This is a genomic window from Dysgonomonas sp. ZJ279 (assembly GCF_011039205.1).
GTDB lineage: Bacteria > Bacteroidota > Bacteroidia > Bacteroidales > Dysgonomonadaceae > Dysgonomonas.
This window is the reverse complement of sequence record NZ_JAAKEL010000001.1, coordinates 124,445-144,308: the sequence shown is the minus strand read 5'-3', so window position 1 is coordinate 144,308 and position 19,864 is coordinate 124,445. Positions and strand designations below refer to the sequence as shown.

Sequence of the window (19,864 nt, the reverse complement as noted above, 5' to 3'; positions counted from 1 at the left end):
GAAGGGTTAACATTTTTTCCTACTTTTACTTTTCAAATTTATCAATCATCATGAAAAAACCTAAAACATCTTGCACTGTAGCATTTAAAGCTCTTATCTTCATCTTTTTATTCTCAAGTGCATCGCTTTCGTTTGCTCAGAAAAGTAAATATGTAGACCTATTTATCGGTACAGCCGGAGACAATGGTCAGGTAGATCCTGCGGCGTGTGTACCCTACGGGATGGTACGAGTTGCCCCCGACTCCGACCCTCGCAGCCACAGCGGGTACGATTATAATGTTGATCAGATATCCGGATTTTCCGTTAACCGCCTGTCGGGAATTGGTTGTAGTGGTGCAGGAGGTAATTTCAGTATGAAACCGGGAAGACAAACAGATACTTTACGGATTGTGAAGAAGACTGAATCGGCAATACCGGGATATTATACTGTAGCTCTCAACAATGGTGTAATAGCTGAATTTACTGCAACTAAAAATATTGCATTCCAAAGATATTCGTTCCCAAAAAATGAAGAAACATTCCTCACATTTAATGTAGCATCTTCCTTTACCAAAATTTTAGATAGTAGTTATGAAATAATCTCTGCAAATGAGATAAGAGGATACATTCAAGCAGGTAATACCTGCGATCACGGAGCATACAAATTATACTTTAGTATGACTACCAGCAAGCCATTCGGAATTACGGCAGAAACAGACAAAGGAATCGAACTCGCTTTTGGCAAAGCTGATAAAAAACCGCTTGAAGTAAGAATTGCCATCTCTCCGATCAATACAGAAACAGCCAAAGAAGAAAATATATTTCAGACATATAACAGTTTTGACAAAATAAAGAAACAAGCGACATCAGCATGGGATAATGTATTATCTAAAATTGATGTAACGGGAGGAAGCGAAGAAAACAAAACCCTGTTTTACACTTCTTTGTACAGAGTATTTTTAAGCCCTGCAAATACCACATCATGGAATAACAAATATATTGGAACAGACGGTGAAATACGTAAGGCTGAAGATTTCATCTACTATAGTTCATGGTCGATGTGGGATTCGTACCGCACCAAATTTCCTCTGATTACTTTGCTCGATGCTCCCGCAATGAAAGACATCAGCAACTCTCTTTGCAAGCTATTCATGTATGAAAAGAAAGACTGGGCTACAGATTTCGAATCTACACCGACTGTACGCACAGAACATAGTATAGTTGTTCTATTGGATGCCTATAACAAAGGAATTCCAAATATCGATCTGAAAGGAGCATATGCCGGTATGAAAGCCGAAATGGAAACGCTTAAAACCGAACGTCCCGATCAGGCTTTTGAAACATCTATCGACCTTTGGGCCATGTCTAAAGTTGCGGCAATACTTGGCGAAACTGCCGATGCAGATATGTATGCAAAGAAGTCAAAAGACATCTTTCTCGCAGCATGGGAAAAAGATTTCAAAAATGTGGATGATACATATATGAAAATGAAAGGCAGTGGTTTATATCAAGGTACACGCTGGCAATATCGCTGGGCTCTTCCTCAATATCTGGATGAAATGGCAGAAAGTGTTGGTGGCAAGGAGGTTCTGGCAAAACAATTAGACTACTTTTTCCAAAACAGCCTTAATAACCAAGGTAACGAACCTGGCATTCACGCCCCATTTATATTTAACAGACTTGGACAGCCCGAAAAAGGTCAACAGGTTGCCTACAATATCTTAAATACCGACATGAAGCATATCTATGGCGGTAATGCTGAATATCCCGAGCCTCGCCATGGTAGAGTATTCAGCGCCAAACCCGAAGGCTATTTGTTTGAAATGGATGAAGACGACGGAACGATGAGTGCCTGGTATGTATTTGCTTCAATGGGGCTTTTCCCTCTGGTTGTCGGAGAACCATTCTATGAAATAACTTCTCCAAACTTCGAGACTGTTACCATTCAAGTAGGCAAGGGTAAGAAATTGATTATAAAATCAATCAATAAACTATCGCCTACCAGCCCAATCAAACAAGTACGATTTAACAATTCTGTTATTTCTGATTTCAGAATTAATCATAACGACATAGCAGAAAAAGGAGGCGTATTAGAACTTGAATATTAAATCAAGGTATGATATCCGAATGTAATTATTCGATAAAACTGTATTTTGAAACTAATCGTAATACAGTTTTTCATTTTACAAAGAAGTTGTCTTGACTTTTTGTTTTTCGTATTATTTTGTCACCCTAAGAAATGAAGTATCTCGCAACCAAGATGCTTCACTACCGTTCAACATGACAGAGAGTCTAAAAAACAAAAAGAAAGCCTTTTGAATAGTCAAGACGATTTCAAAGGCTAATCTGACTTTAACATCATTTATCAAAGTTTTTTTATCAGAAAATACATAGTTACAACAATTAGATAAGCTAATTTGCGATATGGGATTTCTGCCCCCGTTAACTATGAAAATATCATTAAATACACTAATAATATGAATAAACTACTCAGATCGTCGGTAATAGTAGTAATGAGCTTTCTGACCCTGTCTTCATACATAGAGCCTGTATCAGCAAAGGATTTTACTTCTGTAAAAAATGGATTTATAACTCCTCCCGATACCATACAGACCAGTGTATATTGGTACTGGATCAACGACAATATATCGAAAGAGGCTGTTGTAAAAGACTTACAATCGATGAAAAAAGTGGGTATCAACCGTGCTTTCATCGGTAATATAGGTGATCAAGCCAATGCTTACGGGAATATAAAACTCTTTTCTGATGAATGGTGGGAGGTTATGCACACGGCACTTAAAACTGCAACTGAATTAGGTATCGAGATAGGTATTTTTAATGGTCCGGGATGGAGTCAATCTGGTGGTCCCTGGATAAAAACAGAACAGTCGATGCGTTATTTAGCATCGTCCGAACTACAAGTAAAAGGTCCGCGAAAACTAACACAGAAGTTGGAACAACCAACTGATGAGTTTGACGATGTGAAAGTTCTTGCATGGCCTGTTAGCCCCGGTTACCGTCAGAATCTGCTGGATATACCAAGCACTAAAATGAAAATTTCAGATAATGTAGTTGCACCCTTAGTTTTAAACAATTCGGCACGATTTACATTTGCTAACAGTGAAGAATATATAGATGTAGTTCTACCGCAAAAATCTATTGCACGAAGTTTAGTTATTTATCCTAAAGGAAATATTTATGCAGATTGTGAATTGCAAATAAAAGATGGCGATAAATTTCATACAATAAGAGAGTTCAATATAAATAGGACAAACCCGGCTCTTAATGTCGGATTTATGCCTTTTGCACCCATTGTAATATCTTTACCTGAGGTCAGTAGTTCTGAGTTCCGCATTGTTTTTAACAAGATGAATAAAGGTGTCGAGATATCTGACATTATTCTTTCTCCGACCCCTATCGTAGAACGGTATGCTGAGAAAACATTAGCAAAGATGTTTCAATCACCACTACCCTATTGGGATGAGTATTTGTGGGAACCACAACCATTGATCTATGATCCTGCGGGTTTGGTTAAGCCTGAGCAGATACAGGATATATCCTCGTATATGTCGGCCGATGGCACTCTTATATGGAGTGTACCAAAGGGCGATTGGATTATTATGCGAACAGGAATGGCTCCAACAGGAGTAGTCAATGCCCCCGCTTCACCCGAAGGAGAAGGGCGTGAAGTCGACAAAATGAGTAAGGAGCATGTGGCAAGCCACTTCGATGCTTTTATGGGAGAAATAATAAAGCGTATTCCTGCTGCTGATCGTAAGTCATGGAAAGTAGTAGTTCAGGATAGTTATGAAACAGGTGGACAGAACTTTACTGATGATTTCCTTAAAGAATTTGAACAACGATACGGTTACGATCCACTTCCTTATCTGCCTGTATTCAAAGGGTACACCATTGGAAGTCAGGATTTATCCGATCGTTTTCTATGGGATTTACGACGTCTGATAGCAGATAAAGTTTCGTACGACTATGTAGGCGGTCTTCGAGAAATAAGTCACCAACATGGGCTTACCACGTGGCTGGAAAATTATGGTCACTGGGGATTTCCGGGCGAATTTCTACAATATGGAGGACAGTCGGATGAGATTGGAGGCGAATTCTGGAGCGAAGGTAATTTAGGTGATATAGAGAATCGTGCAGCATCGTCATGTGCGCATATCTATGGCAAGAGCAAGGTATCGGCAGAATCTTTTACCTGTGCAAACGATGTCTTTAGCCGCTATCCTGCTACAATGAAAAAACGCGGAGACTGGTCATTCACTGAGGGCATAAACAATACACTTTTACACGTTTATATTCAACAGGCGCACGAAGATAAAGATCCGGGAATGAATGCCTGGTTTGGAAATGAGTTTAACCGAAAAAATACATGGTTTAATCACATGGATTTATTCGTGAATTATCTTAAACGCAGCAATTTTATGCTTCAACAAGGATTAAATGTAGCCGATGTAGCTTATTATATCGGAGACGATGCGCCAAAAATGACAGGAATTCGTGACCCCGAATTACCCAAAGGATATTCTTTCGATTATATTAATGGAGAAGTTATCTTACGCGACCTACAAGTAAAAGACGGACGCTTGGTTCTGCCTCACGGAACATCATATCGCATACTCGTATTACCAAAGCTAGAGACAATGCGCCCCGAAATATTGGGCAAAATAGAGCAATTAGTTGCTAATGGAGCTACCGTACTTGGCCCACCGCCCAGCCATTCACCAAGTATGGAAAGATACCCTAAAGCCGATCAGGAAATAAAACAGATGGCATCCAATATGTGGGGAAGTATCGCCGTAAAACAACGTAGATATGGCAAAGGAACAATTCTGACGAACATGAGCATGACCGAAGCTTTAGATTTATTAAAAGTTGCACCCGATTGCAGTTTTAACGATGGAGATCCGGTACTATACAATCACCGTACAGTAGATGGTAATGAAATTTATTTTATCACCAACCAAAGTGAGGAACGCATCCGGATAAATCCGAAATTCAGAGTAGATGGCATGCAACCCGAGTTATGGGATGCCACAAACGGCACCACCCGTTTATTACCTGCGTTCAGTTCGGTGAAAGGAATAACAACTGTGCCAATACAATTGGAACCGCTAGAAAGTGCATTTATTGTATTCCAGCAAAAAGGAGAGCCGACAGCATCGACTATCGAAGCTAACTATCCACAACCTCAATTGATCGAAACTATAAATTCACCTTGGAAAGTTCAATTCGAATCGGATAAAGTGAGACGCGGACCTGCAGAAACTATTACTTTCAATAAACTAGTTGATTGGTCTCAACATGACGATCAACGTATCCGCTATTATTCGGGAACAGGGATATACACAACCAGTTTCAATCTGAAAGAAAAACCTAAAGATGAATTATATCTCGATCTCGGTAAAGTGAGTGTGATGGCTAAAGTAAAAGTAAACGGACAATATGTAGGTGGTGTATGGACTGCACCTTACCGTTTGAATATTTCTAAATTCACAAAAAAAGGCAACAATACACTCGAGATAGAGGTTGCGAGCACATGGGTAAATCGCCTCATTGGAGACTTACGCCTTCCCGAGGCAGATAGAGCTACATGGCTGGAGGTCAATACATGGAATGCTGATTCTCCATTGCAATCATCGGGATTAGTTGGTCCTGTTAGATTGGTTAATATCAAATAAGGGTTAGAACAAAATACTCTTTCGTACAATCATTTCTTTATTTGGAAGTCGTCTATATTTTTTGTTTATTCTTTTTTCTCGCCATCCTGAGATACAAAAAATATCGAAATATAGATGCTTCGCTTCGTTCAAGTATAACCAAGAGAATAAAATATATAAAAGAAAAATATATGCTATGTATTTAAGAAATATTCCATAGATTTGCAGCGAGTTATTTAAGGAAATACAATGCAAGATGCAGAAATAAGTCAGCTAAAATCGTCGCCTTCGAAGCTGTTGATTCTCATTTAAATTCTTATAATCAGCAAATTATTTACAAAGGTAAATTTGTAAAATATAAACCGTTACTTATATAAATAAAAAACTGGAAGGATTGTGATATGAAAATTCAAGATGTTCCATTTTGTACAATTGATTGGAGTACTGTATCGCCAACAACACACCCGGGAATACAAGGAGAGGCTTATTGGCGGACTTTTGAAATGGGGAACATACGTGTTCGTATGGTAGAATACACCCCTGGTTATTTAGCAGACCATTGGTGCAGCAGAGGGCATGTTTTATTCGTTTTAAGCGGCACCTTAATTACAGAATTATCTGACGGGAGGAAATTTACACTTAATCCAGGCACAAGTTATCAGGTTGCTGACGACGTAAACCCTCATCGCTCTTACACGAAAGATGGTGCTACTCTTTTTATAGTAGATTAACCCAATAACTGGGTAATAACTTAATATGATTGATACAAAAGATATAGGATTAGTTCTGGAAGGCGGTGGTATGCGAGGCGTGTTCACGTGTGGTGTGTTAGACTATTTTATGGATAACGACATCTACTTCCCTTATACGATAGGAGTTTCAGCAGGAGCATGCAACGGGCTTTCGTTCATGTCACGCCAGCGGGGAAGAGCCAAATACAGCAATATTGATTTACTGGAAAAGTACAAATACATAGGGATTAAGCACTTTATCAGAAAAAGAAACATTATGGATTTTGATCTACTTTTTGATGAATTCCCCAATCATATTATCCCTTATGATTACAACGCTTACTTTGAATCTCCCCACCGTTTTGAAATGGTGACAACCAATTGCCTTACAGGCGAGTCGAACTACTTTGAGGAAAAATCAAGTACCGAACGGGTGATTGACATTGTAAAAGCATCGGGTAGCCTGCCGATAATGTGCCCCATTGCATATGTAGATCAGATACCAATGCTTGACGGCGGCATATGTAATTCTATACCGATAGAGCGAGCTATAGACCAAGGGTACAAAAAAAACATTGTTGTATTAACCCGCAATAAAGGCTATCGCAAAACAAGCAAAGATATAAAAATACCCTCGTTCCTATACAAAAAATATCCTGCCGTTAGAAAAGCTCTTAGTAACAGAAATGCGTCATACAACTCTCAACTAGATTTGGTAGATAAGCTGGAAGAAGAAGGGGTTATTTCTGTTATACGCCCACAAAAGCCAATGATTGTAGATCGTATTGAGAAAAATACTAAAAAATTAATAGCCCTCTATGAAGAAGGTTATGAATGCGCAAAAGCTATTAATGATATTAAATTAACTTGAGTTTGCTAGATAAAGAATAATGAAATTTCTACTCTCATTTGTCATCCCGAACTGAAAGGAGGGATCTGTATACTACAACGAGGAAAGGTTGAGATCTCTCCTTTCAGTTCGGGATGACAAAATGGACGAAACTAACTCATACTTATATAGGGTTTATATCAAACCACATTAAGTTATAATCTTATTTATAGCTTAACCATTTAAATAATTCCTTAAAACTAACTTTCTTACCATACATCAGTATTCCTGTACGATAAATCTTAGCCGCTAATTTCACCATAAGTATCGAAGTTGCATAAAGCAATACAATAGATAGAGCCAGTTCCCATATCGGAATCTCGAATGGCGTGCGCACCATCATTACAATAGGAGAAGTAAACGGTATGAGTGAACACCAGAAAGCAATAGAACCTTCGGGATTACTTGCCGCAGCAAACCCTGTATAAAAGGCTACCATAAGAATTACCATAACAGGAGTAATAAATTGTTGTGCTTCCTGCGAATCATTCGCAGCCGAACCAAACATGGCAAATAAAGATGCAAACAGCAGATAACCGCCGATAAAGTATAAAATAAAACAAACCACAACCTGAAACCAATTGATACTAAGCAAACCGGCCAGCCCCGAAGCTATTTCGGGATTATTATTCATCATAGACATCATTTGTTGCATGTCGCCAGAATTCATATCGGGAGTTTGTATTCCCATAAAAATGCTTATGCCCAACATTGCTACAATACCGACACCCAACCATATCATCAATTGAGTCAGTCCGGTCAAAGCCACACCTATTATTTTACCCATCATCAAGTCGAAAGGTTTCACTGATGAGATAATAACCTCTATTATTCGATTCGTTTTCTCTTCCACAACACTTTGCATCACCATCGATCCATACATCATAATGAAAAAGAACATACAGAAAGTAAATGCCATACCTGCCACGGACGCTACTTCGCCCAGTGTGTCTGCACTTTTACCTTCTGTATCCCAACGCATTGTCCTGATTTGGATCTGGTCTTTCGATTTCAATATATTTTGTAAATTGACTACAATCTGCGGTTCAAGATTACTTTCAGCTGTAAAATTTTCTATTTTTTTCGCTTTTACCGCCTCCGTTAAAACATCATTAATATACCCGATCAGGTCGCGCGGTGGCTGTTGTTGCTCGGAAGAGAATCTTGCCCATGCAGGATTTTCAGATAAATCGCCATCTATCTGAAGTAAGGCGTCCATCTTCTCCTGACTATTGCTATTTGTAATAGGTACAAACTTATAAGTATCAGACGATTCAAATAAATTAGAGTACAACCCTGTATTGTCAATAACAAAAACAGTTTTTATTGATGAATCGTTTATTGATGATAACAATGCAGGAAGTACTGTTATTGCTATAAATAAGAAAGGAGTTAATATCGTAGTAAGGATAAAAGCCTTCGTCTTTACCCTCGATGTATATTCGCGATGTATAATTAATTTTAATGCTTTCATTCTGCTGGTTTTGATACGATTTGTATAAATATATCATTCATGGTTGGTAGTTCTTCTTCAAAAGACAGAATCTCGTATTTAGAGGCTACTTCCTGAATTAGATCAGAATTAGATGCTTCATCATTTCGTTGAATACGAACTTCTACTATACCTTTTTCGGTAGTTTGCGAAAGCACTGCAAAGTGCGATGATTCTACATTAAAATTATCCCCTACCACTTGCAGTTTGAATATGTGTTTTCTGTATCGGGCACGAATATCTTTAACATTACCCTGAAGAACAACTTTCGATTTATTGATCAGAGTTATTTCATCGCAAAGCTCTTCGACCGATTCCATATTGTGTGTAGAAAGGATGATTGTTTTACCCTTTGCCTTCAATTCCAGTATCTCGTTCTTTAGCAATTCGGCATTTACAGGATCGAATCCGCTGAAAGGTTCGTCGAGGATGAACAGATCGGGCTCGTGGATAACAGTTGCAATAAACTGTATCTTTTGCTGCATACCTTTTGATAGCTCTTCGACTTTCTTATTCTCCCACGAAGCTATATCAAACTTTTGAAGCCAGTATAACATTCTCTCTTTAGCATCATCTTTCGATAATCCTTTTAGTCGGGCAAGGAAAATAATATGCTCTCCAACTTTCATCTTCTTATACAAACCCCTTTCTTCGGGCAGATAACCTATATTGAAGATATCTTCTCCGGTAGATGGTTTTCCATTGATAAGAACATGTCCATTATCGGGAGCTGTTATTCTATTAATAATACGGATTAGAGAAGATTTGCCTGCCCCATTGGGACCAAGTAAACCATATACACAGCCGCGAGGCACCTCCAGAGTCACACCGTTAAGAGCTGTATAATCACCATATTGCTTTACAATATCATGAGCTTCGAGATAAAACATATTTTATTTATTTTTTAGGTCGCAGACCTTTTTATTGTACTTAATACTATATTGTTAGTCGCAACATCGACCTAAAAATCACAAAGCGGAGTTTACCAGCGTAAAATAATACGTTCGCCCAAAGCTTTTGCCAGCACTTTCTTAATTTCCTCCAGTTTTTTTATCTTCTGAATCAATTCGATAGCTGAATCCCAATCTCCTTCTTTCTGCTTATGAGCCATTAACTCTTTTATTTCTTTTATTTGTTGGGATATATATATATTCTTGAGTTCGGTAAGAACACGCGGTACATTTTTCGCAAGGTGTTTTTCTTCGGCTAACGGCGTATCTTCCTTCTTTGCATTTGGTCCGAATTGCTTAGTATGCACCTTACTAAGATGATACCTGTCGCTAACAATATCTGCGGCTATTTTACTGATCTCCTCATCGGGATGTGCCAAAAAATAACGGCTCGAATTAAAATTCGGGTCTTCTGATCGTGCAATTGCCTCATCTAATATTTGCTTATAGATAGGACTATGAAACCACAATTCATCACGTTTCAGATCGAAACTGACATATTCTATAACTGTCATAGGTTCTTCTACCTCCTCGCCTTCTACGGGCTCGGCAGCTTCCTCATCTATAAGCCTTTCCATGCCGAAGCGCACAATATAGTAGAGTATAGCCAGCTCTGCTTTATCGACTGTCGATTTTCTCACCTTACTTGTATCCAGTTTCTTTTCTGACGAGTGGGGCAAAAGAGAATTAGTTACATCTGCAATTTCAGCATAGTTAGGTTTTGCAGGAGCTCTTTCTGCCTGAGTCTGGCGTTTTTTATTTACTTCCTGAATAAGAATACGCTCATCCACATCGAGCAGTATACTGCAATCTTTCAGATAAACTGTGCGAATAATATTATCGGGAATCACCGAAATACTATTCACAATATCAGAAATTAGAGCAGCTCGCTTTATCGGATCATTTCCCGCCTCTTCCAAGAGTAATTGGGTTTTGAAACGGATAAAATCGACTTCATTCTTTTTTATATAAGCTATAAACGATTCGGCATTCTGTTTACGTGCAAACGAATCGGGGTCTTCACCGTCAGGCAAAAGAACCACTTTGATATTCATACCATCCTCCAAAAGGAGGTCGATACCTCTCAACGCAGCCTTTATACCTGCTGCATCGCCGTCGTATATAACGACAACATTATCCGTAAAACGATGTATCAGCCGTATTTGCCCGTTTGTCAGTGCCGTTCCCGAAGAGGACACGACATTCTCAATACCTGCCTGATGCATGGATATAACGTCCGTATATCCCTCTACCAGAAAACAGCAATCGGCTTTTGTTATGGCTTGCTTGGCAAAGAAAATTCCGTATAATTCGTTCCCTTTATGATAAATCTCACTTTCGGGCGAATTGATATATTTACCTGTATTCTCAGCCTTTTTCAATATACGCCCACCAAAAGCAATTACCTTGCCCGATAGCGTATGAACCGGAAACATTACACGTCCACGAAAACGATCGGCAACATAATTGTTGTCTCCCTCTATCGTCAGACCTGTTTTAACAAGAAATTCTTTTTTGTACCCGTTTCGCAACGATTCTTGCGTGAAGGCGTCTCTCTGTTCAAGACTGTAACCAAGTTGAAACTTCCGAATAATATCTTCTCTGAATCCACGCTCTTTGAAGTATGAAAGCCCTACAGCTTTACCTTCGATATGTTCGTGTAGAATATTCATAAAATAATCGCGGGCATAATCATTGAGAATGAAAAGGCTTTCGCGTTCGTTATATGCTTTCTTCTGCTCATCAGTCAATTCCCGCTCCTGAATCTCGATATTGTATTTCTTCGCGAGATATCTGATTGCCTCATAATAAGACAACTGTTCGTGCTTCATAATGAAGTGTACAGCCGTCCCACCTTCGCCGCAAGCAAAACATTTACAAATGTTCTTGGCAGGAGACACATAGAACGAAGGCGTTTTATCTGTATGGAAAGGACAAAGACCAACATAGTTGATCCCCCTTCGTTTGAGTGTAACAAAATCGGATACTACATCAACTACTTGTGCAGCATCCATTATGCGGTCTATGGTTCCCTGATCGATCATTTATAAATATAATTCTTTCACGAAAGTACTAAAAAATATCGCTGTAGAAGTACTTAAAATAATTAAAAAAGGCGAAGGGTCTCTCAACTAATCTATTCTCTTTTCATATCTTTGTCTAATGTCTGGTTATAATTTCCAATATAGATACTATTTATGAAAAAGGTTCTTTTATTACTGACCATTTTGGTCTTTTCGGCGATCAACATTTATGCGCAAGACGTTGTTAATTGGTCATTCAAATTAGTAGATAAAGGAAATAGCGAAGTCGAACTGACAGCTGTTGCCAAAATAAATCCGGGATGGCATCTTTATGATATTACTATTCCAGATGGCGGACCTAACCCTACTACGCTTACAATAGATGAAGCGAAAGGTGCTACAAAAGTTGGCGGATTTAAAGTTGTAAATTCGAAACTTCATAAAGGCTTTGATGACATTTTCCAAATGGAGATCGGCTATTATGAGACACAAGCCACTTTTGTGCAACGTTTCAAAGTAACAGATAAAGCTGCTTTTTCACTAAAAGGAGACATACGGGCACAGGCTTGTAACGATACGGAATGTACCCCGCCTTTACCGACCGACTTCTCTTTTTCGGCCAAAGACCTACCTGCTACTGTTGTAGCCGCGAGTAGAAGTGCTGCTGAGGCTATTGTTGATGAAGCTGCTGTGGAACAAGTCCCTACTGATTCTGTTACTCAGTCAGCCTCTACATTTTCCAGCGATACAGACCTATGGGCTCCTGTGATTAAAGAAGTAGAAGCTTTTGGCGCTGCAGGCAGCACTACCAACCAAACATATTGGTTTATATTCATTTCGGGATTTTTGTATGGCTTCGTAGCCTTGCTTACGCCTTGCGTATGGCCAATGATACCGATGACAGTAAGTTTCTTCTTGAAAAGAAATAAGAAGAACAGAGCTAAAGCTATCAAAGATGCAGTAACATACGGCTTGGGTATTATTATAATATATGTATCGCTAGGGCTTATCATAACTGCCATATTCGGGGCCAGTGCTCTCAATGATATGGCGACAAGCGCTGTCTTCAACCTCATATTCTTTGCCCTTCTCGTTGTATTTGCAATATCTTTCCTAGGGGCTTTTGAGATGGTATTACCATCCTCATGGACAAACAAGATGGATAGTAAAGCAGATTCTACAACAGGAGTCATCAGCATATTCTTTATGGCATTCACGCTGGCTCTCGTATCCTTCTCTTGTACCGGTCCTTTGATCGGAACTTTACTTGTTGAAGCTGCGGGTACAGGCAGTATTACAGCACCGGCAATAGGTATGTTCGGATTTGCGTTAGCCCTGTCCATTCCATTCACGCTGTTTGCAATTTTCCCTTCACTTTTGGAAAGTATGCCAAAATCGGGCGGATGGCTCAACTCGGTTAAGGTAGTACTAGGATTCTTAGAACTTGCTTTAGCACTGAAATTCTTATCGGTAGCAGACCTAGCCTACGGATGGGGAATTCTCGACAGAGAAGTATTCCTTGTATTGTGGATAGCTATTTTTGTTCTGCTAGGAGCATATCTATTAGGAAAACTGAAATTCTCGCACGATAGCGATTTGAAATATGTGTCCGTACCTCGTTTATTTATGGCAATCATATCATTTGCATTTGCTATATACCTAATCCCGGGCTTATGGGGTGCACCACTTAAAGCTATCAGCGCATTCTCGCCACCTCTTACTACACAAGATTTCAATCTATATAAAGGGGAGGTTCATGCCAAATACGACGATTACGAAGCAGGTATGGAATATGCACGAAAAAATAACAAACCTGTCATGATAGATTTCTCCGGCTATGGCTGTGTTAACTGTCGCAAGATGGAAGCATCTGTATGGACAGACATCCGTGTGAAACAAATATTGGACAACGACTATGTTCTGATAACACTGATGGTGGACGATAAGAAAAAGCTGCCTGAAGTAATAGAAGTTACCGAAGGAAATGGAAAAACAGCTAAATTGAAAACGATTGGAGACAAGTGGAGTTATCTGCAACGTCATAAGTTCGGAACTAACTCGCAACCTTATTACGTATTGTTAGATCACGAAGGAAAGCCGATAGGTCCTTCTTATGCTTACGACGAAGATGTAAATAAATACCTCAACTTCTTAAACATAGGATTGACTAACTTCAAGAAATTACAGGAAGCAAAATAAATGAAGAAAAGCAGATTTTAAACGGTCTGCTTTTTTCTATAAAATATAAAATATATGCATACAAGAGAAGAGAAGAAGGAAGCATTCGGCCGCTTACTCGACATTATGGACGAACTAAGGATAAAATGCCCGTGGGATGCTAAACAAACGAACGAGAGCCTTCGGACCAACACAATAGAAGAAGTATATGAATTGTGTGAGGCTATCATAAAAAATGATGATAACGAGATAAAGAAAGAACTGGGCGACGTACTTCTTCACGCAGTTTTCTACTGCAAAATAGGTGAAGAAAAAGACGCTTTTGATATTGTAGATGTATGCAATACGTTATGCGACAAGCTCATTTACCGCCACCCTCATGTATTCGGGGACGATGCTTCCAAGACAGCAGGCGAAGTAGAAAAATCGTGGGAACAACTCAAACTAAAAGAAAAAGGGGGAAATAAAACGGTGCTCGAAGGTGTTCCGGCATCACTTCCTTCTATCGCTAAGGCTCATCGCATACAAGACAAAGCTCGCAATGCAGGATTCGATTGGGAGAAAAAAGAAGACGTATGGGAGAAAGTCAGCGAAGAATTTAATGAGTTGAAAGACGAAATAACAAACATGGATGCCGACAAAATGGAAGCCGAATTCGGTGACGTTTTTTTCAGTCTGATAAATGCCGCCAGATTATACAAAGTAAATCCAGATAATGCTTTAGAGCGAACTAACCAAAAGTTTATCCATCGTTTCAACTATATAGAACAGAAAGCAAGGGAGGACGGAAAGAACCTAAAAGATATGACTTTAGGTGAAATGGATGCCTTGTGGAATGAAGCTAAGAAATCGGAGTGAAAGACAGATATATACTTAGTAGGTGAGACATTAAATTACAACTAATAAAATTTCTCGAAGAATTTGTCATCCCGATACGTAGTGAGGGATCCATTATCTCTTGCGGTTATTAGCCAATAGCTATTAGCTAAGGGCTTATTTCATAATAGATCCCTCACTACGTATCGGGATGACAGAATGGACGAATGACAGATACTAATTCATAGCTCATAATTATCTGATATTTATATCGAACTCACATTAATTATTAATATTTCGCTTAGCAAAGCTATAAAAGGTCAGTGACCTTAAAAATAGTAAAGAAGATGAACAAGTGCGAAAAACCAAATGTTCTAATTAACTTGTAAAGTGCTATTAAACAATAGTATTTTCAACCAAGAGAGAGAAATACAACAGTACCCACATTAAAAAACAAAGATTATGTTAGCAGTAAATCCTTATTTGTCATTCAATGGCACATGCGAAACCGCATTCAATTTTTACAAATCTGTATTTGGGGGCGATTTTGAATTTATCGGACGTTATAAAGATATTCCGGGCGAAGATATACCAGAATCAGAGAAAGATAAAATCATGCACATATCATTACCTCTGACAGAAGCAGTACGACTAATGGGAGCAGATTCGTCAGAGATATTTGGTCAAACAACCAAATTCGGCGACTCTGTAACCCTTACTCTTTGCACCGAAAACGAAGCCGAAACGAAGAGAATCTTCAATGCTCTTTCTGAAGGGGGCAAAATCATCATGCCACTAGAAAAAACGTTCTGGGCTGATCTATATGGTATGTTCACCGATAAATTCGGCATTAGCTGGGCAATAAATTATGCTCCGAATATGAACAACTAAATAATAAGAGGAATATGGGGTTCTTCATCCACATAATATAGAACCTAAAAACTATAAAAAAAAGAGTTGTCTTTCTAATTGAAGACAACTCTTTTCACATTTTATTATATTAAAAGAATTATTTTTTCTTCTTTTTAGATACTGTGTTAATTTCTTTCCAAAGCTTCGGATTATTCGCTTTCAAATCTGTAGAGAACGAATAAGGAAGATCTGCTTCTGTTATACCTCTTTGTTTATTTGGGGTAGCCGACATTTTGAAATTGATTGTAGCACCGTTCATCAATTGATCGTGAGTGATATAATTCTTAGTATATGGTTGACCATTCAGAGCCATCGACTCAACATATCTATTCGATACACTATTGTTTTCTGCTTTGATTACTACTTTTTTACCATTCTCAAGATTCAATGTTACACTTTTGAATAGTGGTGAACCCATGATATATTGATCAGATCCAGGGCATACAGGATAGAATCCCATTGCCGAGAATACGTACCATGCTGATGTTTGACCATTATCTTCATCACCGCAATATCCGTCAGGACGTGGAGTATAAAGTTTATCCATTACCTCTCTTACCCAGTATTGAGCTTTCCAAGGTTCAGAAGAATAGTTATACATGTAGATCATGTGCTGAATAGGTTGGTTACCATGTGCATAGTTACCCATATTCATGATTTGCATTTCTCTGATTTCATGGATAACACCTCCGTAATAGCTATCATCGAACAATGGTGGAACATTAAATACAGAGTCCATCATTTGGTTGAAACCGTCTTTACCACCCATCAAATCAATAAGTCCTTGAGGATCTTGGAATACAGACCAAGTATAGTGCCAGCTGTTTCCTTCGGTAAATGCGTCACCCCATTTCAACGGGTTGAATGGAGATTGGAATTCACCGTTCTCATTTTTACCTCTCATCAATTTATGATCAGGGCAGAATAGGTTTTTATAATTAAATGCTCTTTTTGCAAAGATGTCGATTTCTTTAGCCGGTTTGTTTAGTGCTTTACCTAATTGATAGATAGTCCAATCGTCGTAAGCATACTCTAATGTACGAGCTGCACTTTCGTTTATCTTAACATCGTAAGGAACATAGCCAAGTCTGTTGTAATAATCATAACCTAAACGACCTGTTGAACCGATTTTCGGATGAACATTATTAGCTCCGTGTACTACAGCTTCCCATAGCGTTTCGATATCGTACCCTCTTAACCCTTTAAGGTATGCATCGGCTACAACTGACGCAGAGTTGTTACCAACCATACAGTTTCTATGACCGGGACTAGCCCACTCAGGTAAGAATCCGCTTTCTTTGTACGTGTTAGCAAGACCTTCCTGCATTTTTTCGTTCATAGAGGGGTACATAAGATTCAAGAATGGGAACAAACAACGGAATGTATCCCAGAAACCTGTATCAGTAAACATATAGCCGGAAAGTACTTCGCCGTTATACGGACTGTAATGCATAACTTGTCCTTTAGCATCTATTTCGTAGAAGCTACGAGGGAATAGTACCGAACGATAAAGACAAGAATAGAATGTTCTTAAGTTATCAACATTCTCATCTTGAACCTCGATACGACCTAATATCTTATTCCATTCTGCTCTTCCTTTTTGAGCAACTTGTTCAAATGTATTATTACCCAGTTCTTTCAGGTTAATTTCAGCTTGCTCATAGCTAATGAAAGAAGAAGCCACTCTTGCATGTACTTTTTCTCCTTTTTCTGTAGCAAAACCGATAATAGCACCTGCATGATTGTCAGACGACTCCAATTTACCTTTAGTAATTGTATTACTTGCAACTGTAGCTGTATAAGTAAATGGCTTATCGAATGTAATTACGAAGTAATTTTTGAAATTTTCAGGAACACCACCGCTGTTACGTGTTGTGTAACCAATAATTTTATTTTCGCCAGGGATAACTTTCACGTACGAACCTCTGTCGAAAGCATCAATCACAACATAAGAACTATCTGTCTTAGGGAATGTAAATTGAAACATTGCAGCACGTTCTGTTGGAGCGATTTCTGTTACCACATCGTGATCTGCCAAATATACTTTATAGTAATATGGCTTAGCAACTTCTGCCTTATGTGAAAACCAGCTAGCTCTCTCATCCTGATCAAATATTACTTTACCTGTGATAGGCATAATAGAAAATTGACCGTAATCGTTAATCCAAGGACTTGGTTGGTGAGTTTGTTTAAATCCGCGGATTTTGTCTGCATCATAGGTATATGCCCATCCGTCACCCATTTTACCGGTTTGTGGCATCCAGAAGTTCATACCCCAAGGCATTGCTATTGCCGGATAGGTATTTCCTGTGGATAGTGAATGCTTCGATTGTGTTCCCACAAGCGGGCTTACATAATCTACCGGGTCTAAATTTGTCTGCGCATTAGCCGACCAGACACAAAGAAAACTCAGCAGTAAAAAAACACTTGCTTTTCTCATCATTTCTTTTTTGTTGTTTGACTTATTAATTGATTTTCTAACGTTTTTATTATAATAGCTTCCTACAACAGAACGGACTTGATAAAAGCATTATTGCTACCGAAATGGCACTCAACGCGTAGTTCTTCATAGGTATGACATTTAAATAATAGATTAAGATACCAAAAATAATACAAGTAGGAGAATTGACCATCTATTCTCCCACTTGTATGCAAATAGTTAAAGTAATTTAACTATTTGCATAGCTTAACAATTGAGATAATCAGGATAAAATCACCATTGTAACCTATTTTGGTATTTATCTATATATGGGTATGAAAAGTCATGTTAATAGTAAGTAACCTTTCAAATTTTAATCAATGAAATACTTTGGAGCTAAAAACGCATTTTTTTTTGCCAAAACACCTATTGTTCAGCCATATAAACTTGAAAATTTCAAGTTTCATTTTTTCATATAGTTTGCTAAATTTTCAAACCCGGGTAATCCTCCATTTTTCAATAATATTTGTCCTTTATGGTCTATCAACATATAAGTTGGAAATGTTGTAATACCTAGTTTGACTGTAATCGATTCGTTATTAGATTCATCGAATATCTGCGGCCATTGAATATCATTTTCTTCAAATATTGTTTTGGCTTTATCAAAATTATCGGCTCTATCAAAACAAACGCTAACAAATTCGTATCTATCATTATATAAGTTATATAATTCACGCAATTTAGGGAGAGTCGCTATACATGGACTGCACCATGTTCCCCAAAAATCGATAACAATGAATTTCTTTTTCTCTGTAAAAAAAGGATTTAGTTTATCTAATAGTATATTCGCTAATAATGGAGTTTTCTCATTGATATCAGTCAATAATTGAAGTTGAACATTATCCCAATTCTCATTAATTTCTGTAAGTTTGTAATATTGATTGTTTATGTAGATTGAATCGTTTAACCGGTAATTTCTTTTATATTTTATCCCATTTACATATGCGTCACCATGATAATTACCCAAAGAATCTATTACATTCAATTCGAGCCCTACTATATCTGAGTTTGCGAGATTGTTTTTAATAATGGATATAGTATTATTCTGAAATTTTGCATTTCTCATTTTTGAAATAAAAACATTCAGAGGTAATTCGTAAAATCGTGAATCATTGAAAGTAACTCCATCGACAAAAGGCAGGAAAAATAATTCACAGGTTTTATATTCTATCTTATTCTCGAGGCAATAAGGATAAATTATATCTATTCGAGGAAATAAATTATCGGGTAAAATTTTATTTGTCCATTTCTTTGCAGAATCAGCATGATATGATAACCTTATGTCATTTTTTAAAAAATAATTATAATGCTTTGATAACTTTATTATAATCGAATCCGATTCTTTTCTAAGAAGAATTTTTAATCCGTCAGGCATATCCTCACATATTTTTTGACCGATATCTGTGGATTTTCTGAATTGTAGATCATCTTGTAACACCAATTCATACAAAATGCTATCGAATGGTGCTACAAGATCATTTTCCGGCCAAATTTTAATAGGGTTTGGAATAAAAATTAAACCTCCTTCTGTTTCTTCATAGTACTGGGGAGTATTTAACTTTATATTTATTATGTCATCGCCTTGTTGTGCATCAATTTGTAAAATAAATAAAACAAAAAGGAGAACAACAGAAATTGGCTTTTTCATATTATACTAGTTTATAAGAAAATAAAGATACAATATTAATTGACAGAAAATAGAAAAAGAAAGGGCTGAAAGTTAGAACAACCTCCAGCCC

General features: G+C 37.9%; 12 protein-coding genes. 7 read left to right on the top strand and 5 right to left on the bottom strand.

Translation table 11 applies throughout. The annotated features are described in order from the left end of the window. Positions 1–50 precede the first annotated feature (50 nt). From G7Y57_RS00690 to G7Y57_RS00675, 4 genes are all read left to right on the top strand, one after another. Positions 51–2,087, top strand: coding sequence for a glycoside hydrolase domain-containing protein (locus G7Y57_RS00690; protein WP_165020252.1), 2,037 nt, complete (start codon positions 51–53; stop codon positions 2,085–2,087). Positions 2,088–2,456: 369 nt separating this feature from the next. After that, positions 2,457–5,675 carry a glycosyl hydrolase gene (locus G7Y57_RS00685; RefSeq protein ID WP_165020251.1) on the top strand — a complete coding sequence of 1,073 codons (3,219 nt, stop codon included), beginning with the start codon at positions 2,457–2,459 and terminating at the stop codon, positions 5,673–5,675. A gap of 380 nt (positions 5,676–6,055) precedes the next feature. Beyond that, entirely contained in the window at positions 6,056–6,385 is a 330-nt protein-coding gene (locus G7Y57_RS00680; protein ID WP_165020250.1) for a DHCW motif cupin fold protein, read from the top strand. 25 nt (positions 6,386–6,410) lie between these two features. After that, the gene (locus G7Y57_RS00675; protein WP_165020249.1) at positions 6,411–7,256 is read left to right on the top strand and encodes a patatin family protein; all 846 of its coding nucleotides are present in this window, start codon (positions 6,411–6,413) and stop codon (positions 7,254–7,256) included. A gap of 181 nt (positions 7,257–7,437) precedes the next feature. Here G7Y57_RS00675 and G7Y57_RS00670 read toward each other — a convergent pair whose 3' ends face one another. From G7Y57_RS00670 to dnaG, 3 genes are all read right to left on the bottom strand, one after another. Then, complete coding sequence (locus tag G7Y57_RS00670) at positions 7,438–8,748, bottom strand: ABC transporter permease (RefSeq protein ID WP_165020248.1); 1,311 nt, start codon at positions 8,746–8,748, stop codon at positions 7,438–7,440. Continuing rightward, the gene (locus G7Y57_RS00665) at positions 8,745–9,656 is read right to left on the bottom strand and encodes an ABC transporter ATP-binding protein (RefSeq protein WP_165020247.1); all 912 of its coding nucleotides are present in this window, start codon (positions 9,654–9,656) and stop codon (positions 8,745–8,747) included. The genes G7Y57_RS00670 and G7Y57_RS00665 overlap by 4 nt, the downstream gene beginning before the upstream one ends. Before the next feature lie 92 nt (positions 9,657–9,748). Continuing rightward, a complete protein-coding gene (dnaG, locus tag G7Y57_RS00660) occupies positions 9,749–11,761 on the bottom strand; it encodes a DNA primase (protein ID WP_165020246.1) in 2,013 nt (670 codons plus the stop codon). 153 nt (positions 11,762–11,914) lie between these two features. Between dnaG and G7Y57_RS00655 the strand changes: the two genes are divergently transcribed. From G7Y57_RS00655 to G7Y57_RS00645, 3 genes are all read left to right on the top strand, one after another. Further along, positions 11,915–13,939 (top strand): protein-disulfide reductase DsbD family protein, encoded by a 2,025-nt coding sequence (locus G7Y57_RS00655; RefSeq protein WP_165020245.1) that lies wholly within the window; start codon positions 11,915–11,917, stop codon positions 13,937–13,939. Positions 13,940–13,993: 54 nt separating this feature from the next. Next, positions 13,994–14,776 carry a nucleoside triphosphate pyrophosphohydrolase gene (gene mazG / locus G7Y57_RS00650; protein ID WP_165020244.1) on the top strand — a complete coding sequence of 261 codons (783 nt, stop codon included), beginning with the start codon at positions 13,994–13,996 and terminating at the stop codon, positions 14,774–14,776. Between the two features lie 420 nt (positions 14,777–15,196). After that, positions 15,197–15,625, top strand: coding sequence for a VOC family protein (locus G7Y57_RS00645; protein ID WP_165020243.1), 429 nt, complete (start codon positions 15,197–15,199; stop codon positions 15,623–15,625). A gap of 118 nt (positions 15,626–15,743) precedes the next feature. Here the strand turns inward: G7Y57_RS00645 and G7Y57_RS00640 are convergent, their stop codons facing one another. Next, positions 15,744–18,086 carry a GH92 family glycosyl hydrolase gene (locus tag G7Y57_RS00640; protein ID WP_165020858.1) on the bottom strand — a complete coding sequence of 781 codons (2,343 nt, stop codon included), beginning with the start codon at positions 18,084–18,086 and terminating at the stop codon, positions 15,744–15,746. 442 nt (positions 18,087–18,528) lie between these two features. Continuing rightward, positions 18,529–19,773, bottom strand: coding sequence for a TlpA family protein disulfide reductase (locus G7Y57_RS00635; protein WP_165020242.1), 1,245 nt, complete (start codon positions 19,771–19,773; stop codon positions 18,529–18,531). Between the last annotated feature and the right edge of the window lie 91 nt (positions 19,774–19,864).

Coding starts and splice junctions, on each gene's coding strand:
- G7Y57_RS00640 (WP_165020858.1), bottom strand. CDS start 18,086: ATGAGAAAAGCAAGTGTTTTTTTACTGCTGAGTTTTCTTTGTGTCTGG.
- G7Y57_RS00645 (WP_165020243.1), top strand. CDS start 15,197: ATGTTAGCAGTAAATCCTTATTTGTCATTCAATGGCACATGCGAAACC.
- G7Y57_RS00685 (WP_165020251.1), top strand. CDS start 2,457: ATGAATAAACTACTCAGATCGTCGGTAATAGTAGTAATGAGCTTTCTG.
- G7Y57_RS00680 (WP_165020250.1), top strand. CDS start 6,056: ATGAAAATTCAAGATGTTCCATTTTGTACAATTGATTGGAGTACTGTA.
- G7Y57_RS00690 (WP_165020252.1), top strand. CDS start 51: ATGAAAAAACCTAAAACATCTTGCACTGTAGCATTTAAAGCTCTTATC.
- G7Y57_RS00635 (WP_165020242.1), bottom strand. CDS start 19,773: ATGAAAAAGCCAATTTCTGTTGTTCTCCTTTTTGTTTTATTTATTTTA.
- G7Y57_RS00665 (WP_165020247.1), bottom strand. CDS start 9,656: ATGTTTTATCTCGAAGCTCATGATATTGTAAAGCAATATGGTGATTAT.
- dnaG (WP_165020246.1), bottom strand. CDS start 11,761: ATGATCGATCAGGGAACCATAGACCGCATAATGGATGCTGCACAAGTA.
- G7Y57_RS00670 (WP_165020248.1), bottom strand. CDS start 8,748: ATGAAAGCATTAAAATTAATTATACATCGCGAATATACATCGAGGGTA.
- G7Y57_RS00655 (WP_165020245.1), top strand. CDS start 11,915: ATGAAAAAGGTTCTTTTATTACTGACCATTTTGGTCTTTTCGGCGATC.
- G7Y57_RS00675 (WP_165020249.1), top strand. CDS start 6,411: ATGATTGATACAAAAGATATAGGATTAGTTCTGGAAGGCGGTGGTATG.
- mazG (WP_165020244.1), top strand. CDS start 13,994: ATGCATACAAGAGAAGAGAAGAAGGAAGCATTCGGCCGCTTACTCGAC.